General features: G+C 70.4%; 22 protein-coding genes. 13 read left to right on the forward strand and 9 right to left on the reverse strand.

Features of this window, described 5'->3' with window-relative positions; translation table 11 throughout:
- The first annotated feature begins 27 nt into the window (after positions 1-27).
- Positions 28-693: a DNA alkylation repair protein gene (locus tag RMT89_RS10320; protein WP_315883569.1), complete on the forward strand. Its 666-nt coding sequence runs from the start codon at positions 28-30 to the stop codon at positions 691-693.
- Here the strand turns inward: RMT89_RS10320 and nagB are convergent.
- Positions 690-1,475: a glucosamine-6-phosphate deaminase gene (gene nagB, locus RMT89_RS10325; RefSeq protein WP_315883508.1), complete on the reverse strand. Its 786-nt coding sequence runs from the start codon at positions 1,473-1,475 to the stop codon at positions 690-692. The genes RMT89_RS10320 and nagB overlap by 4 nt on opposite strands.
- A 152-nt stretch (positions 1,476-1,627) precedes the next feature.
- Between nagB and RMT89_RS10330 the strand changes: the two genes are divergently transcribed.
- Positions 1,628-2,701 (forward strand): SIS domain-containing protein, encoded by a 1,074-nt coding sequence (locus RMT89_RS10330; RefSeq protein WP_315883509.1) that lies wholly within the window; start codon positions 1,628-1,630, stop codon positions 2,699-2,701.
- A gap of 19 nt (positions 2,702-2,720) precedes the next feature.
- On the opposite strand, the gene RMT89_RS10335 is transcribed toward RMT89_RS10330, so the two are convergent.
- On the reverse strand, positions 2,721-3,473 hold the full coding sequence (locus RMT89_RS10335) for an SDR family oxidoreductase (protein ID WP_315883510.1): 753 nt from the start codon (positions 3,471-3,473) through the stop codon (positions 2,721-2,723).
- Between the two features lie 97 nt (positions 3,474-3,570).
- Here RMT89_RS10335 and RMT89_RS10340 point away from each other — a divergent pair, with 97 nt between their 5' ends.
- Positions 3,571-4,218 carry a TetR/AcrR family transcriptional regulator gene (locus RMT89_RS10340; RefSeq protein WP_315883511.1) on the forward strand — a complete coding sequence of 216 codons (648 nt, stop codon included), beginning with the start codon at positions 3,571-3,573 and terminating at the stop codon, positions 4,216-4,218.
- 390 nt (positions 4,219-4,608) lie between these two features.
- Positions 4,609-6,075: a PAS domain-containing sensor histidine kinase gene (locus RMT89_RS10345; protein ID WP_315883570.1), complete on the forward strand. Its 1,467-nt coding sequence runs from the start codon at positions 4,609-4,611 to the stop codon at positions 6,073-6,075.
- A 187-nt stretch (positions 6,076-6,262) separates the two neighbouring features.
- On the opposite strand, the gene RMT89_RS10350 is transcribed toward RMT89_RS10345, so the two are convergent.
- Both RMT89_RS10350 and RMT89_RS10355 read right to left on the reverse strand, forming a co-directional pair.
- Entirely contained in the window at positions 6,263-6,520 is a 258-nt protein-coding gene (locus RMT89_RS10350) for a WhiB family transcriptional regulator (RefSeq protein WP_016639615.1), read from the reverse strand.
- A gap of 320 nt (positions 6,521-6,840) precedes the next feature.
- Positions 6,841-7,809, reverse strand: a complete 969-nt coding sequence (locus RMT89_RS10355) for a diacylglycerol kinase family protein (protein WP_315883512.1) — start codon at positions 7,807-7,809, stop codon at positions 6,841-6,843.
- Between the two features lie 146 nt (positions 7,810-7,955).
- Here RMT89_RS10355 and RMT89_RS10360 point away from each other — a divergent pair, with 146 nt between their 5' ends.
- The gene (locus tag RMT89_RS10360) at positions 7,956-8,396 is read left to right on the forward strand and encodes a hypothetical protein (protein ID WP_315883513.1); all 441 of its coding nucleotides are present in this window, start codon (positions 7,956-7,958) and stop codon (positions 8,394-8,396) included.
- A gap of 1 nt (position 8,397) precedes the next feature.
- Here RMT89_RS10360 and RMT89_RS10365 read toward each other — a convergent pair whose 3' ends face one another.
- The 3 genes from RMT89_RS10365 to RMT89_RS10375 all read right to left on the reverse strand — a co-directional run bounded on the left by RMT89_RS10365 (position 8,398) and on the right by RMT89_RS10375 (position 10,433).
- Positions 8,398-9,483 (reverse strand): RNA polymerase sigma factor SigF, encoded by a 1,086-nt coding sequence (locus tag RMT89_RS10365; RefSeq protein WP_315883514.1) that lies wholly within the window; start codon positions 9,481-9,483, stop codon positions 8,398-8,400.
- A 17-nt stretch (positions 9,484-9,500) separates the two neighbouring features.
- On the reverse strand, positions 9,501-9,914 hold the full coding sequence (locus tag RMT89_RS10370; RefSeq protein ID WP_315883515.1) for an anti-sigma regulatory factor: 414 nt from the start codon (positions 9,912-9,914) through the stop codon (positions 9,501-9,503).
- Between the two features lie 258 nt (positions 9,915-10,172).
- The gene (locus RMT89_RS10375; RefSeq protein WP_315883516.1) at positions 10,173-10,433 is read right to left on the reverse strand and encodes a UBP-type zinc finger domain-containing protein; all 261 of its coding nucleotides are present in this window, start codon (positions 10,431-10,433) and stop codon (positions 10,173-10,175) included.
- Positions 10,434-10,519: 86 nt separating this feature from the next.
- Between RMT89_RS10375 and RMT89_RS10380 the strand changes: the two genes are divergently transcribed.
- Complete coding sequence (locus tag RMT89_RS10380; RefSeq protein ID WP_315883517.1) at positions 10,520-12,115, forward strand: Na+/H+ antiporter; 1,596 nt, start codon at positions 10,520-10,522, stop codon at positions 12,113-12,115.
- 6 nt (positions 12,116-12,121) lie between these two features.
- Here RMT89_RS10380 and RMT89_RS10385 read toward each other — a convergent pair whose 3' ends face one another.
- Positions 12,122-13,015 (reverse strand): pyridoxal-phosphate dependent enzyme, encoded by an 894-nt coding sequence (locus tag RMT89_RS10385; protein ID WP_315883518.1) that lies wholly within the window; start codon positions 13,013-13,015, stop codon positions 12,122-12,124.
- Positions 13,016-13,339: 324 nt separating this feature from the next.
- Here RMT89_RS10385 and RMT89_RS10390 point away from each other — a divergent pair, with 324 nt between their 5' ends.
- The 3 genes from RMT89_RS10390 to RMT89_RS10400 all read left to right on the forward strand — a co-directional run bounded on the left by RMT89_RS10390 (position 13,340) and on the right by RMT89_RS10400 (position 16,888).
- Positions 13,340-14,746: a family 2B encapsulin nanocompartment shell protein gene (locus RMT89_RS10390; RefSeq protein WP_315883519.1), complete on the forward strand. Its 1,407-nt coding sequence runs from the start codon at positions 13,340-13,342 to the stop codon at positions 14,744-14,746.
- Between the two features lie 60 nt (positions 14,747-14,806).
- The gene (locus tag RMT89_RS10395) at positions 14,807-15,913 is read left to right on the forward strand and encodes a family 2 encapsulin nanocompartment cargo protein polyprenyl transferase (RefSeq protein WP_399497886.1); all 1,107 of its coding nucleotides are present in this window, start codon (positions 14,807-14,809) and stop codon (positions 15,911-15,913) included.
- Between the two features lie 378 nt (positions 15,914-16,291).
- On the forward strand, positions 16,292-16,888 hold the full coding sequence (locus tag RMT89_RS10400) for a GNAT family N-acetyltransferase (protein ID WP_315883520.1): 597 nt from the start codon (positions 16,292-16,294) through the stop codon (positions 16,886-16,888).
- On the opposite strand, the gene RMT89_RS10405 is transcribed toward RMT89_RS10400, so the two are convergent.
- Positions 16,879-17,469 (reverse strand): TetR family transcriptional regulator, encoded by a 591-nt coding sequence (locus tag RMT89_RS10405; RefSeq protein WP_315883521.1) that lies wholly within the window; start codon positions 17,467-17,469, stop codon positions 16,879-16,881. The genes RMT89_RS10400 and RMT89_RS10405 overlap by 10 nt on opposite strands.
- Before the next feature lie 113 nt (positions 17,470-17,582).
- Here RMT89_RS10405 and RMT89_RS10410 point away from each other — a divergent pair, with 113 nt between their 5' ends.
- The 4 genes from RMT89_RS10410 to RMT89_RS10425 all read left to right on the forward strand — a co-directional run bounded on the left by RMT89_RS10410 (position 17,583) and on the right by RMT89_RS10425 (position 20,165).
- Positions 17,583-18,170 (forward strand): dihydrofolate reductase family protein, encoded by a 588-nt coding sequence (locus RMT89_RS10410; protein WP_315883522.1) that lies wholly within the window; start codon positions 17,583-17,585, stop codon positions 18,168-18,170.
- An 18-nt stretch (positions 18,171-18,188) separates the two neighbouring features.
- Positions 18,189-18,452, forward strand: a complete 264-nt coding sequence (locus tag RMT89_RS10415; protein WP_315883523.1) for a hypothetical protein — start codon at positions 18,189-18,191, stop codon at positions 18,450-18,452.
- Positions 18,453-18,546: 94 nt separating this feature from the next.
- Positions 18,547-18,960: a YciI family protein gene (locus RMT89_RS10420; protein ID WP_315883524.1), complete on the forward strand. Its 414-nt coding sequence runs from the start codon at positions 18,547-18,549 to the stop codon at positions 18,958-18,960.
- Positions 18,961-18,965: 5 nt separating this feature from the next.
- Positions 18,966-20,165: a sigma-70 family RNA polymerase sigma factor gene (locus RMT89_RS10425; protein WP_315883525.1), complete on the forward strand. Its 1,200-nt coding sequence runs from the start codon at positions 18,966-18,968 to the stop codon at positions 20,163-20,165.
- Position 20,166: the final 1 nt, after the last annotated feature.

The raw sequence follows: 20,166 nt of genomic DNA on the forward strand, positions 1-20,166 counted from the left end.
GTGGCCGAGACAACACTGGCCGAGGTGATGGCCGAGCTGGCCGCACTCGACGACCCGAAGGCACGCGTCGTGAACGAGCGGCACGGTGACGACCACGGCGTCAACCTCAGCAAGCTGCGCGCCCTCGCCAAGCGGCTCAAGACACAGCAGGACCTCGCCCGTCGGCTCTGGGAGACCGACGAGACCGCGGCGAAACTCCTGTCCCTGCTGATCTGCCGCCCCAAGGCCTTCGACCGCGACGAACTGGACACCATGGTGCGCCAGACGCGGGCCCCCAAGGTGCACGACTGGTTCGTGAACTACGTCGTGAAGAAGAACCCGCACGCCGAAGAGCTGCGGCAGGCCTGGACCGCCGACCCCGACCCCGTGGTCGCCAGCGCCGGCTGGGCGCTGACCACCGAACGCGTGGCGAAGAACCCCGAAGGCCTCGACCTCGCAGGGCTCCTCGACGTCATCGAGTCCGAGATGAAGGACGCCCCGGACCGCCTCCAGTGGGCGATGAACCACTGCCTGGCCCAGATCGGCATCGAGCACCCCGAGAACCGCAGCCGCGCCCTCGACATCGGGGAGCGCCTGGAGGTGCTCAAGGACTACCCGGCCTCCCCCGGCTGCACGTCCCCGTACGCGCCCATCTGGATCACCGAGATGGTCCGCCGACAGGGCGACCGCGCCGGCCGCTGGGGCGGTCCCTAAATCCCCTGCCAGTCGGGCTTGTTGGCGTAGGTGTGCCGGAAGTAGTCCGACAGCTTCAGCTTGGACGCGGCCCCCTCGTCGACGACCACCGTCGCATGCGGATGCAACTGCAACGCCGAGGCGGGACACACCGCGGCCACCGGCCCCTCCACGGTCGCCGCGACGGCATCGGCCTTGCCCTCGCCCGTCGCCAGCAACACCAGATGCCGTGCCTCAAGGATCGTCCCGATCCCCTGGGTGATCACATGATGGGGAACCTGCGCGATGTCCCCGTCGAAGAACCGCGCGTTGTCCACCCGCGTCTGTTCGGTCAGCGTCTTGATCCGAGTACGCGAAGCGAGTGACGAGCACGGCTCGTTGAACCCGATGTGCCCGTCCGTCCCGATCCCCAGCAACTGAAGGTCGACGCCCCCGGCCTCCGCCAGCGCCACGTCATACGCCTCGCACGCCGCCTGTACGTCCGCCGCCGTCCCGTCCGGACCCATGAACGCGGACCTCCCGATCCCGAGCGGCTCCAGCACCTCGCGCCGCAGCACCGAGCGGTACGACTCCGGATGCTCGGCCGGCAGCCCCACATACTCGTCGAGCTGAGCGATCCGCGCCCGCGAGGCGTCCACGGCACCGGAGCGCACCTTCGCCGCCAGCGCCTCGTAGATGGGCAGCGGCGTCGAGCCGGTGGCCACGCCGAGCAGGGCGTCGGGCTTGCGCCGCAGGAGCTGCGCCATGGCCTCGGCGATGAGCTCGCCACCCGCCTTGGCGTCCGGAACGATGACAACTTCCACGCTGGGCCTGCCGATCTGAAGAGGGGACTCAACCGGTTCCCGAGAGGGCTATGTGGTTTAGACCAATCTAACAGGCGATGTTTACCGCGGGGGAGTGGAATGGGGATGGCTTGAGCAGATGCGGTGCCGCGCCCCTTCCTGAGAGGACTCCCATGAGCAGCCCCGAGACCCCGCACCCCCTGAGCGAGCTCCCCGGCCGGATCATGGCCCGGGAGATGGCCGAGCAGCCCGCGGTCCTGCGCCGGCTGCTGGAGGTGGGCGCGCCCGGGATCCGGCAGGTCGCCCAGGACATCGCCGCCCGGGGGCCCCGCTTCGTCCTGCTCACCGCCCGCGGCACCTCCGACAACGCCGCGCTCTACGCCAAGTACCTCCTGGAGATCCGCCTGGGCCTGCCCTGCGGCCTCACCTCCATGTCGACCACCACCGCCTACGGTGCCCGCCCCGATCTCACCGACGTCCTGGTCATCACGGTCAGCCAGTCGGGCGGCTCCCCGGACCTGGTGTCGTCCACCCGGGCCGCCCGCGCGGCCGGCGCCATCACCCTCGCCGTGACCAACAACCCCGACTCACCGCTGGCCGGCGTCTCCGAGTACCACATCGACATCATGGCCGGACCCGAGAAGGCCCTCCCCGCGACCAAGACCTACACCGCCTCCCTTCTCGCTCTCTATCTCTTCGTCGAAGGCCTGCGTGGCGGCGACGGCGCTCCCGCGAAGCTGCTCCCGGACCTCGCGGAGCAACTCCTCGCCCGCAAGGACGAGGTGCACGCCCTCGCCGCCCGCTACCGCTTCGCCGAACGCATGGTCATCACCTCCCGCGGCTACGGCTATCCCACGGCCAAAGAGGCCGCCCTCAAGCTGATGGAGACCAGCTACATCCCGGCGCTCGCCTACTCCGGCGCCGATCTGCTGCACGGCCCCCTCGCCATGGTCGACAACGTCTCCCCGGTCATCGCGGTCGTCACCGACGGCAAGGGCGGCGAGGCCCTGCGTCCCGTCCTCGAACGGCTCCGCGGCCGCGGAGCCGACCTGGTCGTCATCGGTCCGGCGGCCCAGGTCGAGCGCGCCTCGGCGGGCTTCGTCCTGCCCACCGAAGGCGTCGCCGAGGAACTCCAGCCGGTGCTGGAGATCATCCCGCTGCAACTCCTGGCCCACGAGGTCACCATCGCCCGCGGCCAGGACCCGGACGCGCCCCGAGCCCTCGCGAAGGTGACGGAGACCCGCTGAGCCCGGCCGGGCGGGATGCTCAGGTCAGCGAACCTCCCGTCGCGTCCACCCAGCTCCCCGTGACCCAGCGCCCGTCGTCCGACGCCAGGAACGCCACCACATCCGCGACCTCGGCCGGTGTGCCCACCTTTCCCAGCGCCGATATCGCCTCGGCCTGGGCCCAGCCGCCCTCGGTGCCGTGCAGGAAGGCCGCGGTGTTGTCGGTGTCGATGAGGCCCGGAGCCACCGAGTTCACCGTGATGCCCCGCGGGCCGAGGATCTTGGAGAGGTCCCGGGAGAAGACGTCCAGCGCGCCCTTCGTCATGGCGTAGGCGATGTTGTCCGGCATGACCGCGGTCCGGGCGAGCCCCGACGAGACGTTGATGACCCGGCCGCTGTCCCGCAGTCGTGCCCCAGCGTGCTTGACGAGGAAGAACGGCGCCTTCACGTTCACCTCGAAGACCCGGTCGTACTCCTGCTCCTCGATCGCGTCGATCGGCCGGGTGTTCCCGATCCCCGCGTTGTTCACCAGGATGTCCAGCCCGTCCGCGTGCCGGTCGAACTCCGCCCACAGTGCCTCGGCGTCCCCCGGCACGCCCAGCTCGACGCCGATCGCGAAGGCCGAGCCGCCCGCCGACTCGATCGCGGCGACCGTCTCCTTCGCCGCCGTCTCGTTCCTGCCGTAGTGCACCGCGACCCGTGCGCCGTCGCGCCCCAGCCGCTCGGCGATCCCTCGTCCGATGCCCCTGCTCGCCCCCGTCACGAGAGCCGTCCTGCCCGCGAGCGCGCCCATGTCGCCGCCCCCTTGTCATTTTTCTAGTGGTCGCTACAGAAATGACCGTAGGGCAGGCCGGGGCCTTTTGTCTAGCGTCCGCTATAAAATGCACTCCATGGTGAGCAGCGACAAGACGAAGGCGCAGACCCGGCGTGTGTCCAGGCCGCGCGGCCGCCCTCGCTCCTTCGACCGCGAGACCGCGCTGGAGAAGGCGCTGCTCGCGTTCTGGGAGCACGGCTACGAGGCCACCTCCGTCGCCGACCTCACCCGCGTGATGGACATCGGCGCCCCGAGTCTGTACGCCGCCTTCGGCGACAAGCGGTCGCTCTTCGAGGAGGTCGTGCACTCGTACGGCGCGAAGTACGGTTCCTTCACCGGCCGTGCCCTGGCGGAGGAGCCCACGGCCCGCGCCGCGGTCGCGCGGATCCTTCGCGAGGCCGCCGCCGAGTACACCGACCCCGGGCATCCGTACGGCTGCCTCGTCATCCACGCGGCCACCAACTGCTCCACCCCGGAGGTCGAAGAGTCCCTGCGGGTCCGGCGCAACGCCAATATCGCCGCCATCGAGAGCCGGATCCGCGCGGACATCGCCGCAGGTGAACTCCCCGCCAACACCGACGCCGGGACGCTCGCCCGGCACACCGGCGCGATGATCCAGGGCATGTCCCAGCAGGCGCGCGACGGCGCGAGCCGTGCGGAGTTGGCGGCGCTCGCGGAAATTGCCCTGTCCATCTGGCCCCGCACAGGAACCCACAAGGGTTAGGCTGCATGGTGAATGCTGGGACGTCCGAATAGTTGGCGCGCCCCGCATCGGATGTCACAACAACGAACATCCTCACACGCATGGACACGCCGAGTGGTCTAGTCCACAATGGTGAGAGTCCATGTGATACGAGGACACGCAATCCGTCTTCCCCGCACAGGAAGACGGACGGAGGAACCGGTGCTCTCTGCCCTGACTGCCCCGGATCCTCATCCTTCGGCCGACCGGGACCGCACACCCCACGGCCGATATTGCTCCGGGCTGCGGTGCCGGGAGGGTTGAGGGTCCCTCCCAGGCGCCGCGGCCCGCGGGTGTCCTCGGGGCCGTTCCGGATCCGGCGCCATTTCAGAGCCGTACAAACCGCCAGGTACGCTCGCACATGTGCCCTCCATGAACGAACTGGTCCACCAGCACACCGCCCTCGACGAGTCCGACCTCGAATGGCTCCACCTGCTGGTCTCGGAGTGGCAGCTGCTCTCCGACCTCTCCTTCGCCGACCTCGTCCTGTGGGTCCCCACCCGCGACGGCACCCGCTATGTGTCGGTCGCCCAGATGCGCCCCAACACCGGCCCCACCTCCTACCAGGACGACATGGTCGGTCACCTCGTCCCGCGCGGCCGCCGCCCCATGCTGGACGCCGCGCTCGACGAGGGCCGCATCGTGCGCGAGGGCGACCCCGAATGGCGCGAAGAGGTACCGGTCCGGGTCGAGTCGATTCCGGTACGACGCGAAGGGCGCGTCCTCGGTGTCATCGCCCGCAACACCAACCTGCTGACCGTGCGCACCCCGAGCCGCCTCGAACTGACGTATCTGCAAAGCGCCTCGGACCTCGCGCAGATGATCGCGGCCGGCTCCTTCCCGTTCGCGAACCAGCAGGTCGACATGGACGCCTCGCCCCGCGTCGGCGACGGACTGATCCGGCTGGACGCGGACGGCATCGTCCAGTACGCCTCCCCGAACGCCCTGTCCGCCTACCACCGCCTCGGCCTCGCCGCCGACCTGGTCGGCCACCACCTGGGCAAGACCACCGCCGAACTCGCCCCGACCCACGGGCCGGTGGACGAGGCACTCGCCAAGGTGGCCAGCGGCTGGGCACCCCGTGAGTTCGAGATCGAGTCGGACGACGGTGTCATCCAGTTCCGGGCGATCCCGCTCAAGCCCAAGGGCACCCGCATCGGTTCCCTCGTCCTGCTCCGCGACGTCACCGAACTGCGCCGCCGCGAACGCGAGTTGATCACCAAGGACGCCACCATCCGGGAGATCCACCACCGGGTGAAGAACAACCTCCAGACGGTCGCCGCCCTGCTCCGCCTCCAGGCCCGGCGCATCGAGTCCGACCGCGGCCGGGAAGCCCTCGAAGAGGCGGTACGGCGGGTCGGCTCGATCGCGATCGTGCACGAGACGCTCTCCCAGAACCTCGACGAGCGCGTGGAGTTCGACGAGATCGCCGACCGGGTCCTCGCGATGGTCGCCGAGATCTCACCGGGCAAGGTCACCGGCCGGCGCACCGGCCGCTTCGGCATCCTGGACGCCGAGGTCGCCACCCCGCTGTCGATGGTCCTGACCGAGGTGCTCCAGAACGCCCTGGAGCACGGCTTCCGTCAGGGCGAGACCGGAACCGTCGAGGTCTCCGCGGTCCGCGGCGGCACCACCAAGGAGTCCCGGCTGCTCGTCACCGTCCAGGACGACGGCGTGGGACTGCCCGAGGGCTTCGACCCGCACACCGCAGGCAACCTCGGCCTGCAGATCGTACGGACCCTGGTGGAGGGGGAGTTGGGCGGTACGTTCGACATGGTCCCGGCGCCGGAGCGCGGTACGCAGGTGATCCTGGACATCCCGGTACGGGCCCAGAAGTAGCCGGTCCGCAAAAGCAATGAGCCCCGGACCAGTGTGGTCCGGGGCTGAAAGCTCGTGCGATGGGGGTACCCCCATGCCCTTAAGGCTATGGGGGAGCATCGGGGGTACTGCGCGCTGCGGCTCGGGGGCGGGAGATGCGTACGCGCTGTACGCGCCGCCAAGCTCAGGCTGTTGCGGGGCGGGAGTGTCAGGCGGAGGCCTGACGGGCCCGGTTGCGGGCGGCACGGCGCTTCATCGCGCGACGCTCGTCCTCGCTGAGACCACCCCAGACGCCGGAGTCCTGACCGGACTCAAGCGCCCACTGCAGGCACTGCTCCATGACGGGGCAGCGGCGGCAGACGGCCTTGGCTTCCTCGATCTGCAGCAGCGCAGGACCGGTGTTGCCGATGGGGAAGAAGAGCTCGGGGTCTTCCTCGCGGCAAACGGCGTTGTGACGCCAGTCCATGGCTGCTACCTCTCCTTGGTATTACATGCAAGTTGCTTGTGAATGTGAACGCTTTCACGAATCCCTCAACAAGTGAAGGGCCGACCGTCAGGTTGCCCTGCCGTGGTCCTGTGTTTTGGAGAGGGGTTCCGGTGATCTATGGAGGCTGGTCTTGCGGGCCGTCCCGATCGCCACGTAGAGACTCGCAAACCTCAGCGGCGGATACAACCCCTTCCGGAAAGTTTTTTTTGATTCCTCGGTGTCGACTAGGTCACAGCCGTACTTCCATGGGGTGGATCCTGGCCTAAACGTTCGAGTGAAAGGACTTCAGCCCTTTCTGCTCACACAATCACACGCAGTGCACGGCGTACGCCTGTGAACGTCACGCTAGTACGCAGCCCGAGGTGGTCGCCGTCCATCTGAAGGGGTAGCGGGGCCTTCGAATGCAAGGTGAACTGGTCCAGGTCGTGCAGTGAGACGGCGTGCTTGCCATGGGGTCCCCGCTCGGGGGACGAAGTGAGCAACTGGGTCGCATACCGGGCAACGGCGACCGTGGACATCCGGCTGAGACCGAGTACGTCGAGTCCCGTATCGAACGACGCCTTAGGCGACGCGTACACCGGGCGATTGCCCAGATAGGTCCACGGAGAGGTGTTGCAGACTATGGACAGCACCAAATCGGTCACCGGTTCGGCGCCGGGCCGCTCCAGTGTGATCGTGCCGTGCCGCCGGTTGGGCTCCTGCAGGAACTGGCGCAGGGCCTGGCGCATATAGAGGGCGTGCGTGGACTTCCTGCCCCGCTCCCGCTGCTGCTCGACCCGGCCGACCACACCCGCGTCGAAGCCGAGCCCCGCGCAGAAGGTGAACCACCTCGCGGGCACCCCCTCGTCCTCGGTGCCCGGCGTCCCCCCGGCGATCCCCATCCCCACCGTCCGCTCGCTGCCCTCGCGCAGCGCGTCCAGCAGCGCGCCGGTCGCCTCCACGGCGTCGTTGGGCAGGCCCAGCGCGCGGGCGAAGACATTGGTGGAACCGCCCGGGACCACGGCGAGGCGCGGCAGGCGGTCCGGGTCGGGGCCGGCGTGCAGCAGGCCGTTGACGACTTCGTTGACCGTGCCGTCGCCGCCGAGGGCCACCACCAGGTCGACGTCCTCACTGTCCGCCGCCTGCCGGCCCAGGTCGTGCGCGTGGCCGCGGTACTCGGTGGTGACCGCTTCCAGCTTCATCTCGCTGGCCAATGCATGGATCAGGACATCGCGCGTACGTGCGCTTGTGGTGGTTGCCGCCGGATTGACCACGAGAAGTGCACGCATGGATTGCAGCGTACCTACTGGGGGGTACCGGGCCCACACCGGAGAGGGATCCAGTAGGAGAATCAGAGCGTGAAGCTCGCCACGGGCGCGGCTGCCGTGCCCCGGGCGCCCGCGGGGGCGGACACCGCGAGGGCTACCCTTCTGGGGTGAGTACTGAGCAGAAACCCGCCCCGGAAACCGGACCCCGCCCGCGGCGGCTGACCTACGCGGCGGCGCTCGCCGCGCTGGAGGGGCTTGCCCTGGTGGCCGGCGGGATCTGGATCCTCGTCCTGGGCCTCACAGGTGACCCTGACGACCGTCAGCAGGCCGTCACCGGCGGAGTGACGCTGGTCGTGCTCGCGCTGCTGCCGCTGCTGGCCGCCCGCGGACTGCTCGCCCGGCGCGGCTGGTCGCGGGGCCCGGCCGTGATCACCCAGATCCTGGCGCTGCCGATGGCCTACAACCTGCTGCAGGCCGACAGCATCGCCATCCCCGCCGGGATCGCCCTCGCGGTGGTCGCCGTCACCGCGCTGGTCCTGCTGATCAACGCCGAGACGACCCGGGCCCTCGGAATCCGAGGACCCGGAAGCGTCCAAGGCCAGAAGTAGCTCACTCCTCCACGAGGAGCTTCTCCCGCAGCTGGGCCAGCGTGCGCGCCAGCAGGCGCGACACATGCATCTGCGAGATGCCGACCTCCTGCGCGATCTGCGACTGCGTCATGTTGCCGAAGAACCGCAGCAGCAGGATGCGTTTCTCGCGCGGCGGCAGATCCTCCAGCAGCGGCTTGAGGGACTCGCGGTACTCGACGCCCTCCAGCGCCTCGTCCTCCGCGCCCAGGGTGTCCGCCACGGCCGGCGACTCGTCGTCGGTGTCGGGGACGTCCAGGGACAGCGTGGAGTACGCGTTCGCGGACTCCAGGCCCTCCAGGACCTCCTCCTCCGAGATGCCCAGCTTCTCGGCCAGCTCATGGACCGTGGGGGAGCGGCCGTGCAGCTGCGAGAGCTCCGCCGTCGCCGTGGTGAGCGCGAGACGCAGCTCCTGAAGCCTGCGCGGGACGCGCACCGCCCAGCCCTTGTCGCGGAAGTGCCGCTTGATCTCGCCGACGACCGTCGGGGTCGCGTACGTCGAGAACTCCACCCCGCGGTCCGGGTCGAAGCGGTCGACCGACTTGATCAGGCCGATGGTGGCGACCTGGGTGAGGTCGTCCAGCGGCTCGCCGCGGTTGCGGAAGCGGCGGGCGAGATGCTCGACGAGCGGCAGATGCATCCGGACCAGCTGGTTGCGCAGCTCCGCGTACTCCGGGCTGCCGTCCTTCAGCTTGCGCAGCTCGACGAACATGGCACGCGCTCCGCTGCGGTCCTGCGGCTCGCGTTCCTGTACCTCGTGCTGCGTGGCCGGCACGCCCTGATCGTCGTCTCGCTCGTGCTCGCTCATCGTCCCGCCCGTCGCCCTCTGTCGAGCTCTCGTCTCAGCCCGGCCGGGGGTGCCCCCGATCCGCCTCTGTGGAGGCGAGCCCTGCACGGCGCTGTCCCGGGAACCCGCCCGCGCGGAGGCCGCGTCGTCCTCCGGATGCGGCCTGGCCTGCTCGGGAATGCCGTCAACGCCGTCCGCCAAGTGTCGGGAACCGCCCGGAGCGACTGCGTCGTCGGCGTTCTCGGCCGGCAGCTCCCGTGTGCCGCGCTCTTCGTCCCGCACCGGCCCGTCCCCGTCCCTCACGCCGGCCCGGGTCCCGCGCCGCGCTGTTTGTAGAGGCTGATCGAAACGGTCTTGTCGTCGTCCACGGCGGAGGAGACCTTGCCCGCGAGGGCGGACAGCACGGTCCAGGCGAAGGTGTCCCGTGACGGTGCGTGACCGCCAGTGGTCGGCGCCGAGACGGTGACCTCCAGCGAGTCGTCGACGAGCCGGAACACACAGCTGAGCACTGAGCCGGGCACGGCCTGCTGAAGCAGGATCGCGCAGGCCTCGTCCACCGCGATGCGCAGGTCCTCGATCTCGTCGAGGGTGAAGTCCAAACGGGCCGCGAGACCGGCAGTCGCCGTACGCAGCACCGACAGGTAGGCACCCGCAGCCGGCAGCCGGACTTCCACGAAGTCCTGGGTCGCGGGCTCGCCTGCGATCTGGGACACCCTCACCTCCAAGGTGGTACAAGCTTTACGGGGCCGAGGGTCGCCCCCCGGGGTAACGCGATGTGTGGTTCAGCGGTGACGCTATCGCGCTCCGAACTTTCCTGTCCCCAGGACCCCAACCCCTTGCTGTCACTCATAGTAAACACACGGATACGCTCCGTGGCTAGGGGGTCTGCGGGCCCAATTGGGAAGAGCGCGCGCCGGTTTGACGTACCCACGCGTTCGACGGTCGAACCGTCCGGATCCGCAGCCGTCGCGTCACACGAGGACGTGGTCCACGAAGCACCACCGCCAGCTCTCCCCGGGCTCGAAGGTACGCATCACCGGATGCCCGGAGTCCTTGTGGTGCTCGGTCGCGTGCCGTCCGGGTGAGGAGTCGCAGCAGCCGACGTGACCGCAGGTGAGGCACAGCCGCAGCTGTACCGGATGGGTGCCGTCCGCCAGGCACTCCGGACACGTCTCGCTGAGCGGTCCGGGTTCCGGGTGCGGCAGCACGTCGGCATGCGTGCACTGTTTCATGATTGCCAGGTTACGACGGGCGCGCGGAAGGCCGCGTGGAAAAACGAGGGCGGGCGAACGGCGATGAGTGAGGGCGGGCGAGGTTCATGGACGTGATGCCGCTGCTGTTGTTGGTGGCGGGCAGTGCCGCGGTCGCCGCGGGGGCCCGGCGGACCCCCGTCCCGGCGCCGCTGCTGCTGGTGGCGGCGGGCCTCGCGGTGTCGTATGTGCCCGGGGTGCCCGACTACACCCTCGACCCGCACATCGTGCTGCCGCTCATCCTGCCGCCGCTGCTGCACACGGCCGCCAGCGACAGCTCCTATCTGGATCTGCGGGCGCAACTGCGGCCCGTCGCGCTGCTGTCGGTCGGGTACGTGCTCTTCGCGACCTTCGCCGTGGGCTGGGCCGCGTACATGATCGTGCCCGGTCTGCCGCTCACCGCGGCCCTGGTGCTGGGCGCGGTGGTGGCGCCGCCCGACGCGGTCGCGGCCACGGCTGTCGCGCGCCGGGTGGGACTGCCGTCGAGGATCACCACGATCCTCCAGGGCGAGTCCCTCGTGAACGACGCGACCGCGATCACCGCCTACCGAGTGGCGCTCGCGGCGGCGGTCGGCGAGGGCGCCACCTGGGCCGGCGGCATCGGCGAGTTCCTGGTCGCGGCGATCGGCGGCATCGGCATCGGCCTGGTGCTCATGGTGCCGATCCACTGGCTGCGCACTCACGTGAAGGAGGCGCTGGTGCAGAACACGCTGTCCCTGCTGATCCCGTTCGTCGCCTACGCCGTCGCCGAGCAGGTGCACGCCTCCGGGGTGCTCGCGGTCGTGGTCGTCGCGCTGTGGCTGGGACACCGCGCGTGGGAGGTCGATTTCGCGACTCGCCTCCAGGAGGAGGCCGTGTGGAAGATGGTCGCCTTCGTGCTGGAGTCGGCGGTGTTCGCACTGATCGGACTGCAGCTGCCGGTGGTCCTCAAGGGCCTTGGGGAGTACGAGGGAGGCCGCGCCGCCGGGTACGCGATCGTCATCTTCCTCGTGGTCGTCGCCTCCCGGTTCGTGTGGGTGTATCCGGCGACCTTCCTGCCGCGCATGATGTCGGCCCGGATCCGGGAGCGGGAGGAGAACCCGACCTGGAAGGGGCCCTTCGTCATCGCCTGGGCCGGGATGCGGGGCGTGGTCTCGCTCGCCATCGCCTTCTCCATCCCGCTCACCGTGCACGGCGGCGAGGACTTCCCCGAGCGCAACCTGATCCTGTTCCTGACCTTCACCACGGTCATCGGCACCCTGGTCGTCCAGGGCGTCACCCTCCCGCCGCTGATCCGCGTGCTGAAGCTGCCCGGCCGCGACGTACAGGCCGAGACCCTCGCCGAGGCCAACGCCCAGGCCCAGGCCTCGCGGGCCGCCGAAAGACGCCTCGACGAACTCCTCTCCGACGAACGCAACGCGCTCCCGCCCCCGCTCGCCGACCGCCTCCGCACCGTCCTGGAACGCCGCCGCAACGCCGTCTGGGAACGCCTCGGCCAGGTCAACCCGGTCACCGGAGAGACCGTCGACGACACCTACCGACGACTGTCCCGCGAAATGATCAGCGCCGAGCGGTCGGTCTTCGTGAAACTCCGCGACGGCCGCTACATCGACGACGAGATGCTCCGGACGCTGCTGCGCCGACTGGACCTGGAGGAGGCGGCGGCGTTCCGGGAGGCGGCGTGAAGGTGCCTACGGGAAGGGGCGTCCGGTGACCACGGCCGCGATTGTCGTCCCGCGCGGGAAGGCGCCCTCCTCCGCGAGGGCGACCAGTCCGTACAGCAACTTGGCGACATACAGACGTTCCACGGGCACGCCGTGGCGGTGCTCGAAGTCCGAGGCGAAGGCTTCCAGTCCGGGGGCGGTGCGGGCGTAGCCGCCGAAGTGGAAGCGGTCGTCGAGGGCCCAGGTGCCTCGGGGGCCGCCGAAGGCCCGGTGCTGCAGGGTGCGTATGTCGTCCGTCAGGAAGCCGCCCTTCAGGACGGGGATGCCGAGGGCCCGCTGGCCGGGGGCGAGGCCGGCGGCCAGGCCGGCGAGGGTGCCGCCGGTGCCGCAGGCGAGGGCGACGAGGTCGGCGCGGCCGCGGAGCTCCGCGCCGAGGTCGCGGCAGCCGCGCACGGCGAGGTCGTTGCTGCCGCCCTCCGGGACGACGTACGCGTCCTCGGCGCCCGCCGCGCGCAGGATCGCCGCCAGGGTGTCCGGTTCGGTTTTGCGGCGATACGTCGATCTGTCGACGAAGTGCAGGCGCATGCCGTAGCCCGCGCACCGGGCCAGGGAGTCGTTCAGGGGACGGTCGGACAGTTCCTGGCCGCGGACCACGCCGACCGTGGGCAGGCCCAGAAGGCGGCCCGCCGCGGCCGTGGCGCGAAGGTGGTTGGAGTAGGCGCCGCCGAAGGTGAGGACGGCCCGGCCGGCCGCCGCGGTGAGGTTCGGGGCGAGCTTTCGCCACTTGTTGCCGATGAGCTCCGGGTGGATCAGGTCGTCACGCTTGAGGAGCAGGCGGACGCCGGAGCGGGCGAAACGGTCGTCGACGAACTCCTGGAGCGGCGAGGGGAGCCGGGGGCGGAGGGCGTCGAGGCTGGTCACGGGACCATTGTCGCCCGGTTCATCGGGGTCGGTTACTGCCGTGGAAATGATCGGTGCGTCGGCCGCCGAACGCGGCCTGCTGTACCGCGGGTTGTACCGAAACAGGAGGATCGTGAACCAGCCGTTCGTACGGCGTGCGAGCCGTTTCGGACAACAAGCGGAATCGGGCCGGTGGACAGGAAATGCCCATGTGCCCAGTCGTCCGTGATCCATTCCCGCTCTTTCGTGTAATAGCACCGGCACGCTCCGTGAGGAAGGCTTGGTCCTGCGAATCGATGCCCGGCGCCGAATGGCGTCGGCGCATGACCGGGAGGGCAATTCCTTATGTCGGTAGGCGAAGAGATCCGCACTGATGAAGGCAGGCCGCAGCAGAGTCTCGGCACCGGCGCCGCGCGGAACCTGGCCACCACGACCAAGTCCGCGCCCCAGATGCAGGAGATCAGCTCACGCTGGCTGCTGCGCATGCTGCCGTGGGTGAATGTGCAGGGCGGCACTTATCGAGTGAACCGCCGCCTGACCTACGCCGTGGGGGACGGCCGTATCACCTTCGTGAAGACCGGTGACCGTGTCGAGGTCATCCCCGCGGAGCTGGGCGAACTGCCCGCGCTGCGCAGTTACGAGGACCAGGACGTGCTCGCCGAGCTCGCCCGGCGCTGTGAGCAGCGCGAGCTCGCCGCCGGTGAGGTGCTCGTCTCCTTCGGCAGCCCCGCCGACGAGGTGTATCTGCTGGCGCACGGCCGCGTGGAGAAGGTCGGCACCGGCCCCTACGGCGACGACGAGTCCCTCGGTGTGCTGGCCGACGGCGCCTACCTCGGCGACCAGGCGCTGCTCGGCTCCGACGCCATCTGGGAGTACACGGTCCGCACCGTCACCGCGTGCACCGTCCTCGTCCTGCCCCGCCAGGACGTCGAGCAGATCGCTGAGCGCGCCGACTCGCTGCGCGAGCACCTCGACGCGCAGCGCTCGATCCCCGCCCAGCGCGCCAACAAGTACGGCGAGAAGGAGATCGACCTCGCGGCCGGCCACAGCGGCGAGCCGGACATCCCGCACACCTTCGTCGACTACGAGGCCAGGCCCCGTGAGTACGAGCTGAGCATCGCCCAGACCGTGCTGCGCATCCACTCCCGCGTGGCCGACCTCTACAACCAGCCGATGAACCAGACCGAGCAGCAGCTCCGGCTGACCGTCGAGGCGCTCAAGGAGCGCCAGGAGCACGAGCTCATCAACAACCGCGAGTTCGGGCTGCTCAACAACTGCGAGTACGAGCAGCGGATCCAGCCCCACGACGGCGTGCCGGGGCCCGACGACATGGACGAACTGCTCAGCAGGCGCCGCGGCACCAAGCTGTTCCTCGCCCACCCGCGCGCGATCTCCGCGTTCGGCCGCGAGCTCAACAAGCGCGGACTGGTGCCCGAGACCATCGAGATGGCCGGCAACCGCATCCCCACCTGGCGCGGGGTGCCGATCTTCCCGTGCAACAAGATCCCGGTCAGCGACGCCCGTACGACCTCGATCATCGCCATGCGTACCGGCGAGGCCGAGCAGGGGGTCATCGGGCTTCAGCAGGCCGGTATCCCCGACGAGATCGAGCCGAGCCTGTCGGTGCGGTTCATGGGCATCAACGAACAGGCGATCATCAAGTACCTGGTGACCGCCTACTACTCGGCCGCGGTCCTGGTGCCGGACGCGCTCGGCGTGCTGGAGAACGTCGAGATCGGGCGGTGGCGGTGACCCTCCCGCGGACAACCGGTGTCCCCGCCCTCCGGGGCGGGTACATCCTGGGGGTGCCCAGTGACCGAGACGCGTGAAAGGCGGAGGCCCATCGGGACCCAGACACATGCCGGACCGGGTCCGCTCGACGGGCAGGAGGCGATGGCGATCCTGGAGCGCGCGCGAGGGTCCGTCGACCCCGAACTGCGTTCCGCCATCGACTCGTTGCCGACCTCCATGCGCCGGATCGCGCTCTACCACTTCGGCTGGGAGCACGCGGACGGCACACCCGCGGCGGGCAACGCGGGCAAGGCGATCCGCCCCGCGCTCGTCCTCACCGCGGCCGAGGCACTCGGTGGTCCACCCGCCCGCAAGGCCGCGGTACGGGCCGCCGCGGCGGTGGAGCTGGTTCACAACTTCACGCTGCTGCACGACGATGTGATGGACCGGGACACCACCCGACGGCACCGGCCCACCGCCTGGACCGTGTTCGGCGACGCCGACGCGATCCTCGCCGGGGACGCCCTCCAGGCCCTCGCCCTCAGACTGCTCGCCGAGGATCCGCATCCGGCGTCCACCGGGGCCGCCGCCCGGCTCGCCGCCTGTGTCGTCGAACTGTGCGAGGGCCAGCACGCGGACACCGCCCTGGAGCAGCGGGCCTGCGCCGAGGTCGGCCTCGACGAGGCGCTCGCCATGGCGGAGGCCAAGACGGGAGCGCTGCTGGGCTGCGCCTGTGCCCTCGGCGCGCTGTACGCGGGCGCGGCGGGGGAGGACGTGGAGGCGATGGACGCCTTCGGCCGTGAGGCCGGGCTCGCCTTCCAGCTCATCGACGATGTCATCGGCATATGGGGCGACCCGCGGCGCACCGGCAAACCGGCCGGCGCGGACTTTGCCGCCCGCAAGAAGTCGCTGCCGGTCGTCGCCGCGCTCACCTCCGGTACCGCGGCGGCGGCGGAGCTGGCCGAGCTGTACGAAGTGCCGTACGGCAAGGGCGGTATGGCGGCCGAGGAGGAGACCGCGCGCACCGCGCTGGCCGTGGAACAGGCGGGCGGACGTGACTGGGCGCAGGTCCAGGCCGCCGACCGGATGGCCCGCGCGATGCAGGAACTGGCCCGAGCGGTACCCGAACCGGAGGCGGCGGGCGGTCTGCTGGCCCTGGCCGAGTTCGTCACCCGGCGCAGCACCTGAATCCCCGGACCGGTGGCCGTGCGGCTCCTGACCCCGCACGGCCACCGGCTCCGGCCTGACGGGTCCCGCACATCCCCACGGTGTGCGGGGCCCGTTCGCTCACCGATCCACCCGATCCGGACGGACACGAGCACCGCCCGGCGCGGGTCCGGACGTGGCAGGGCACCGCCCGGTACGGGTCCGGACGTGGCAGGGCACCGCCCGGTACCGGCCCGGACGCGCGCCACACCGCCCGGTGACGCGCACCACACCAGCCCGGCACCGAATCCGAGAGCCCCCCGCACCCCCGCCACCGAATCCCGACAATCTTCGGCCGCCCCCGCCACGCGCGCCCCAACCGCCCTACGATCAAGGCTGGTTGAGACGAAGGGGCGGGACATGGGTGTGGCGATCCGGGCGGCGGGCGAGGCGGACCGGGACTTGGTGGTGGGGCTGCTGGACGAGGCATTCCAGGGTGATCCGGTCAGCGCTTGGGTCTTTCCCGGTGCCGAGTACCGCCGGGCGACCCATCACCGGCTGATGGCGGCCTTCACCGACATCGTGCTCGCCGAGGGGCGGGTCGACCTGACCGAGGACGGCTCGGCCTGCGCGCTGTGGCTGCCGACCCCGGCCGGGGAGCACGACCCCGATGACGACGGGCCCGCGCAGCTCCGAGACGCGGTCGACCCGGAGAACGAGCGCGTCGAGCTGATCGGCCGGCTCACCGCTCGGATCCACCCCTGCGACAGTGCCCATCAGTACCTGTGGATGATCGGCGTCTCGCCCGGCCGGCAGGGCGAGGGACTCGGCTCCGCGCTCATCGGCGCCGTACTCGACCGCTGTGACAGCGAAGGTGTCCCCGCGTACCTGGAGGCGAGCAGCGCCCGCAGCCGGAAGCTGTACGAACGCCTCGGCTTCGCACTCCTCGGCAGCCCCCTCGACCTGCCCGACGGCCCGCAGATGTTCCCGATGTGGCGCGAGCCGCGTCAGGTCTGAGGCACCACCGTCTCCACGATCCGTTCGATCAGCCCCTCCGGAACGCTCACCCCCGGCAGCACACCCTCCAGTACCCCCGGCAGCGTCAGGTGCTCCATGATCAGGCCGAGCATGGCGAGATAGAGCACGGTGACGGTCTCGTCGCCGCCGGGGAGCCCCGCGTTCCGGTGGAACTCCATGCCCTCCGTCAGGTCCCCGCGCACCGACTCCGTGTACGAGGCCCGCAGTTCGGGCCGCCGGGTCGCCTCCAGGCGCATCTCCAGCAGCGCCAGATGGCCGGTGCGGTCGCGGATGGCCCGGCCCATCAGGTCGTGCATGAACGCCGTGACCAGTGACCGGTCCTTCGGCCGCTGGAGCAGCTCGGCGATCACCTCGGGGTCGGGGGCCAGCCGTACGTGCAGCCGGGCGTCGATCTGGCGCAGCAGGTCGTCGCGCCCGGTGAAGTAGTTGGAGGCCGTACCCACCGGCACCCCGGCCTCGGCGTCCACCGCGCGGAAGGTCAGTCCGCGCGCCCCTTCCCGCGCGAGCACCTCCACACCGGCGTCCACCAGTGCCGCCCGCCGCTCCGGATTCCTGGCCAATGCGGAATCTCCTCTCCCACTTCAATCCCGCTCCGGAAAAAGCCTGCAACCACTACATGTGAAGTACTACAACTGCAGTTGTTCAAACGACAGCCTACGGAAAGAGCCCCGGCTTGCGAAAGCTCACGTACTACATCGCCTGCTCCAGCGACGGCTTCATCGGCGACCCGAACGGCGACGCCACGTCGATGTTCGCGTTCCTGGACGAGGAGTTCCTCGGCTACCTCGCCTCGACCTGGCCGGACACCATCGCGGCCCAGGGCCGTGAACACCTCGGCCTCAAGGGTGCCGAGAACCTCCACTTCGACACGGTGATCCAGGGCCGCGGCAGCTACCAGCTCGCCCTCGACGCCGGCACCGCCAGCCCGTACGGCCATCTGCGCGAGTATGTCGCCTCGCGCTCCCTCGGCCCCTCCCCGGACCCGAACGTGACCGTGATCGACGGCGACCTGGTCGCCCGGATCCGGGAACTGAAGGCCGAGGACAGCGAACTGGGCATCTGGCTCTGCGGCGGCTCCCAGATCGCGGGTGAACTGCTCGACGAGATCGACGAGCTGGTCATCAAGACCTACCCGCAGGTCTACGGCTCGGGGATGCCGATGTTCGGCGGCGCCGGGTTCGCCGTCACCGACTTCGCCCTGCAAGAGGTCCGCACGTTCGGTAACGGAGTGCTCGTCCGCACCTACGCACGGAAGCGCTGACCGGCCTACCCTGAGGACATGGACAGCGAAGAACACGCCTGTCCCGTCTGCGGGCAGTCCGTCGAAACGGTCGTCCGGCGTCACAAGACGCTGGGCGCATGGGTACCGCGCTGGGTGGCAGGCCCCTGCCGTAATCCCCAGTGCGAGGCGTTCGTCGAGCACGGCGACGAGGAAGAGCCCCGCGAGCACCACCAGTACCACCGGCGCCGCGCACATCATGAGCCGGCCGAGCGCCGGGAGGAGCCCGAGAAGCCCGAGAAGCCCGCCGCGAGCAATTCCTGAAACGTCGTCCCGAACCATGTCGAGAACCCGGGCCCGGCTCCGACGTCCCCTGTGAGAGCCGCCCGACAGGCGGCGCGAGACAAAGGAGCCAGTCATGAAGTATCTGGTCATGGTGCAGGGCAGCCAGGCGGACTACGAGGCGATGAAGGGCAAGGCGTCGGAGAACTCGCCGGCCTGGAGCGAGCAGGACGTGCAGGCGATGTTCGCCTTCATGGGCGCGATCAACGACGACCTCGCCGAGACCGGCGAACTGGTCGACGCCCAGGGTCTGGCCGAGCCCGCCCGCACCCGGCACGTGGATCTCGGCCCGGACGGCAAGCCCGTCATCACCGACGGACCGTACGGCGAGACCAAGGAGCTGCTGGCGGGCTACTGGGTCCTGGACTGCGCGAGCCTGGAGCGGGTCACGGAGATCGCCGCCCGTGTCCTGCAGTGCCCGCAGCCCGAGGGCGCGCCCGTGTACCCGGTCGTGATCCGGCCCATCGGCGAGGACACCGGAGACGTCTGAACCCGATGAGCGACACCGTCGAGGACCTGCTGCGCCGGCACGCGCCGCAGGTCCTCGGTGCGCTCGTGCGGCGGTACGGCCATTTCGACGCCGCCGAGGACGCCGTACAGGAGGCGCTGCTCGCCGCGGCCGGGCAGTGGCCGGCGGCCGGGGTGCCCGACAATCCGCGCGGCTGGCTCATCAAGGTGGCCTCGCGGCGGCTCGTGGACGCGCTGCGCGCCGACGACGCCCGGCGGGCGCGGGAGGAGAAGGCGGTGGCGCTCGGGGAACGCCTCGCGCCCGGGCAGGACCGCGCACCCCGCGAGGACGACACCCTCTCCCTGCTCTTCCTGTGCTGCCATCCCGACCTGACCCCGCCCGCGCAGATCGCGCTCACCCTGCGCGCGGTCGGCGGTCTGACCACGGCGGAGATCGCCCGCGCCTGGCTCGTCCCCGAGGCGACCATGGCCCAGCGCATCAGCCGGGCCAAGCAGAAGCTGCGCGGTGTGAGCTTCGGGCGCCCCGACCACTGGGCGGAGCGGCTGCCCGCCGTCCTGCACACCCTCTACCTGATCTTCAACGAGGGGTACACGGCGACCTCGGGCCGCAGCCTGCAGCGCCGCGATCTCGCCGGCGAGGCGATCCGGCTGACCCGCACGGCCCACCGGCTGCTCCCGGCCTCCGGCGAGGTGACCGGGCTGCTCGCGCTGATGCTGCTCACCGACGCCCGCCGCGACGCCCGTACCGGTCCGCACGGCGACCTCGTGCCCCTCGACGAACAGGACCGCGACCGCTGGGACAAGGCCGCGATCGAGGAGGGCGTCGCGCTGGTCACCCACGCCCTTCGGCGCGGCCCCGCCGGCCCCTACCAACTGCGCGCGGCCATCGCCGCCGTCCACGACGAGGCACCGTCCGCGGAGGCCACGGACTGGCGGGAGATCCTGGGCCTCTACGACGTGCTGGTGGGCCTCGTCCCGGGCCCCGTCGAGCGCCTCAACCGCGCGGTCGCCGTCGCCATGGTGCGCGGTCCTGAGGCCGGGCTCGCGGAAGTGGACGCGCTGGAGGGGGAGTTGGGGCACCGGCGGGATGCCGTACGGGGGCATCTGCTGGAGCGGGCCGGGGACCTCGACGCGGCCCGGGCGGCCTACGAGTCGGCGGCCGCGCAGACCATGAGCCTGCCCGAGCAGCGGTATCTGCGGGGGCGGGCGGCGCGGCTGAACCCGTAAC

Origin of the sequence: Streptomyces sp. P17 (assembly GCF_032436805.1) — a bacterium.
Taxonomy (GTDB): domain Bacteria; phylum Actinomycetota; class Actinomycetes; order Streptomycetales; family Streptomycetaceae; genus Streptomyces.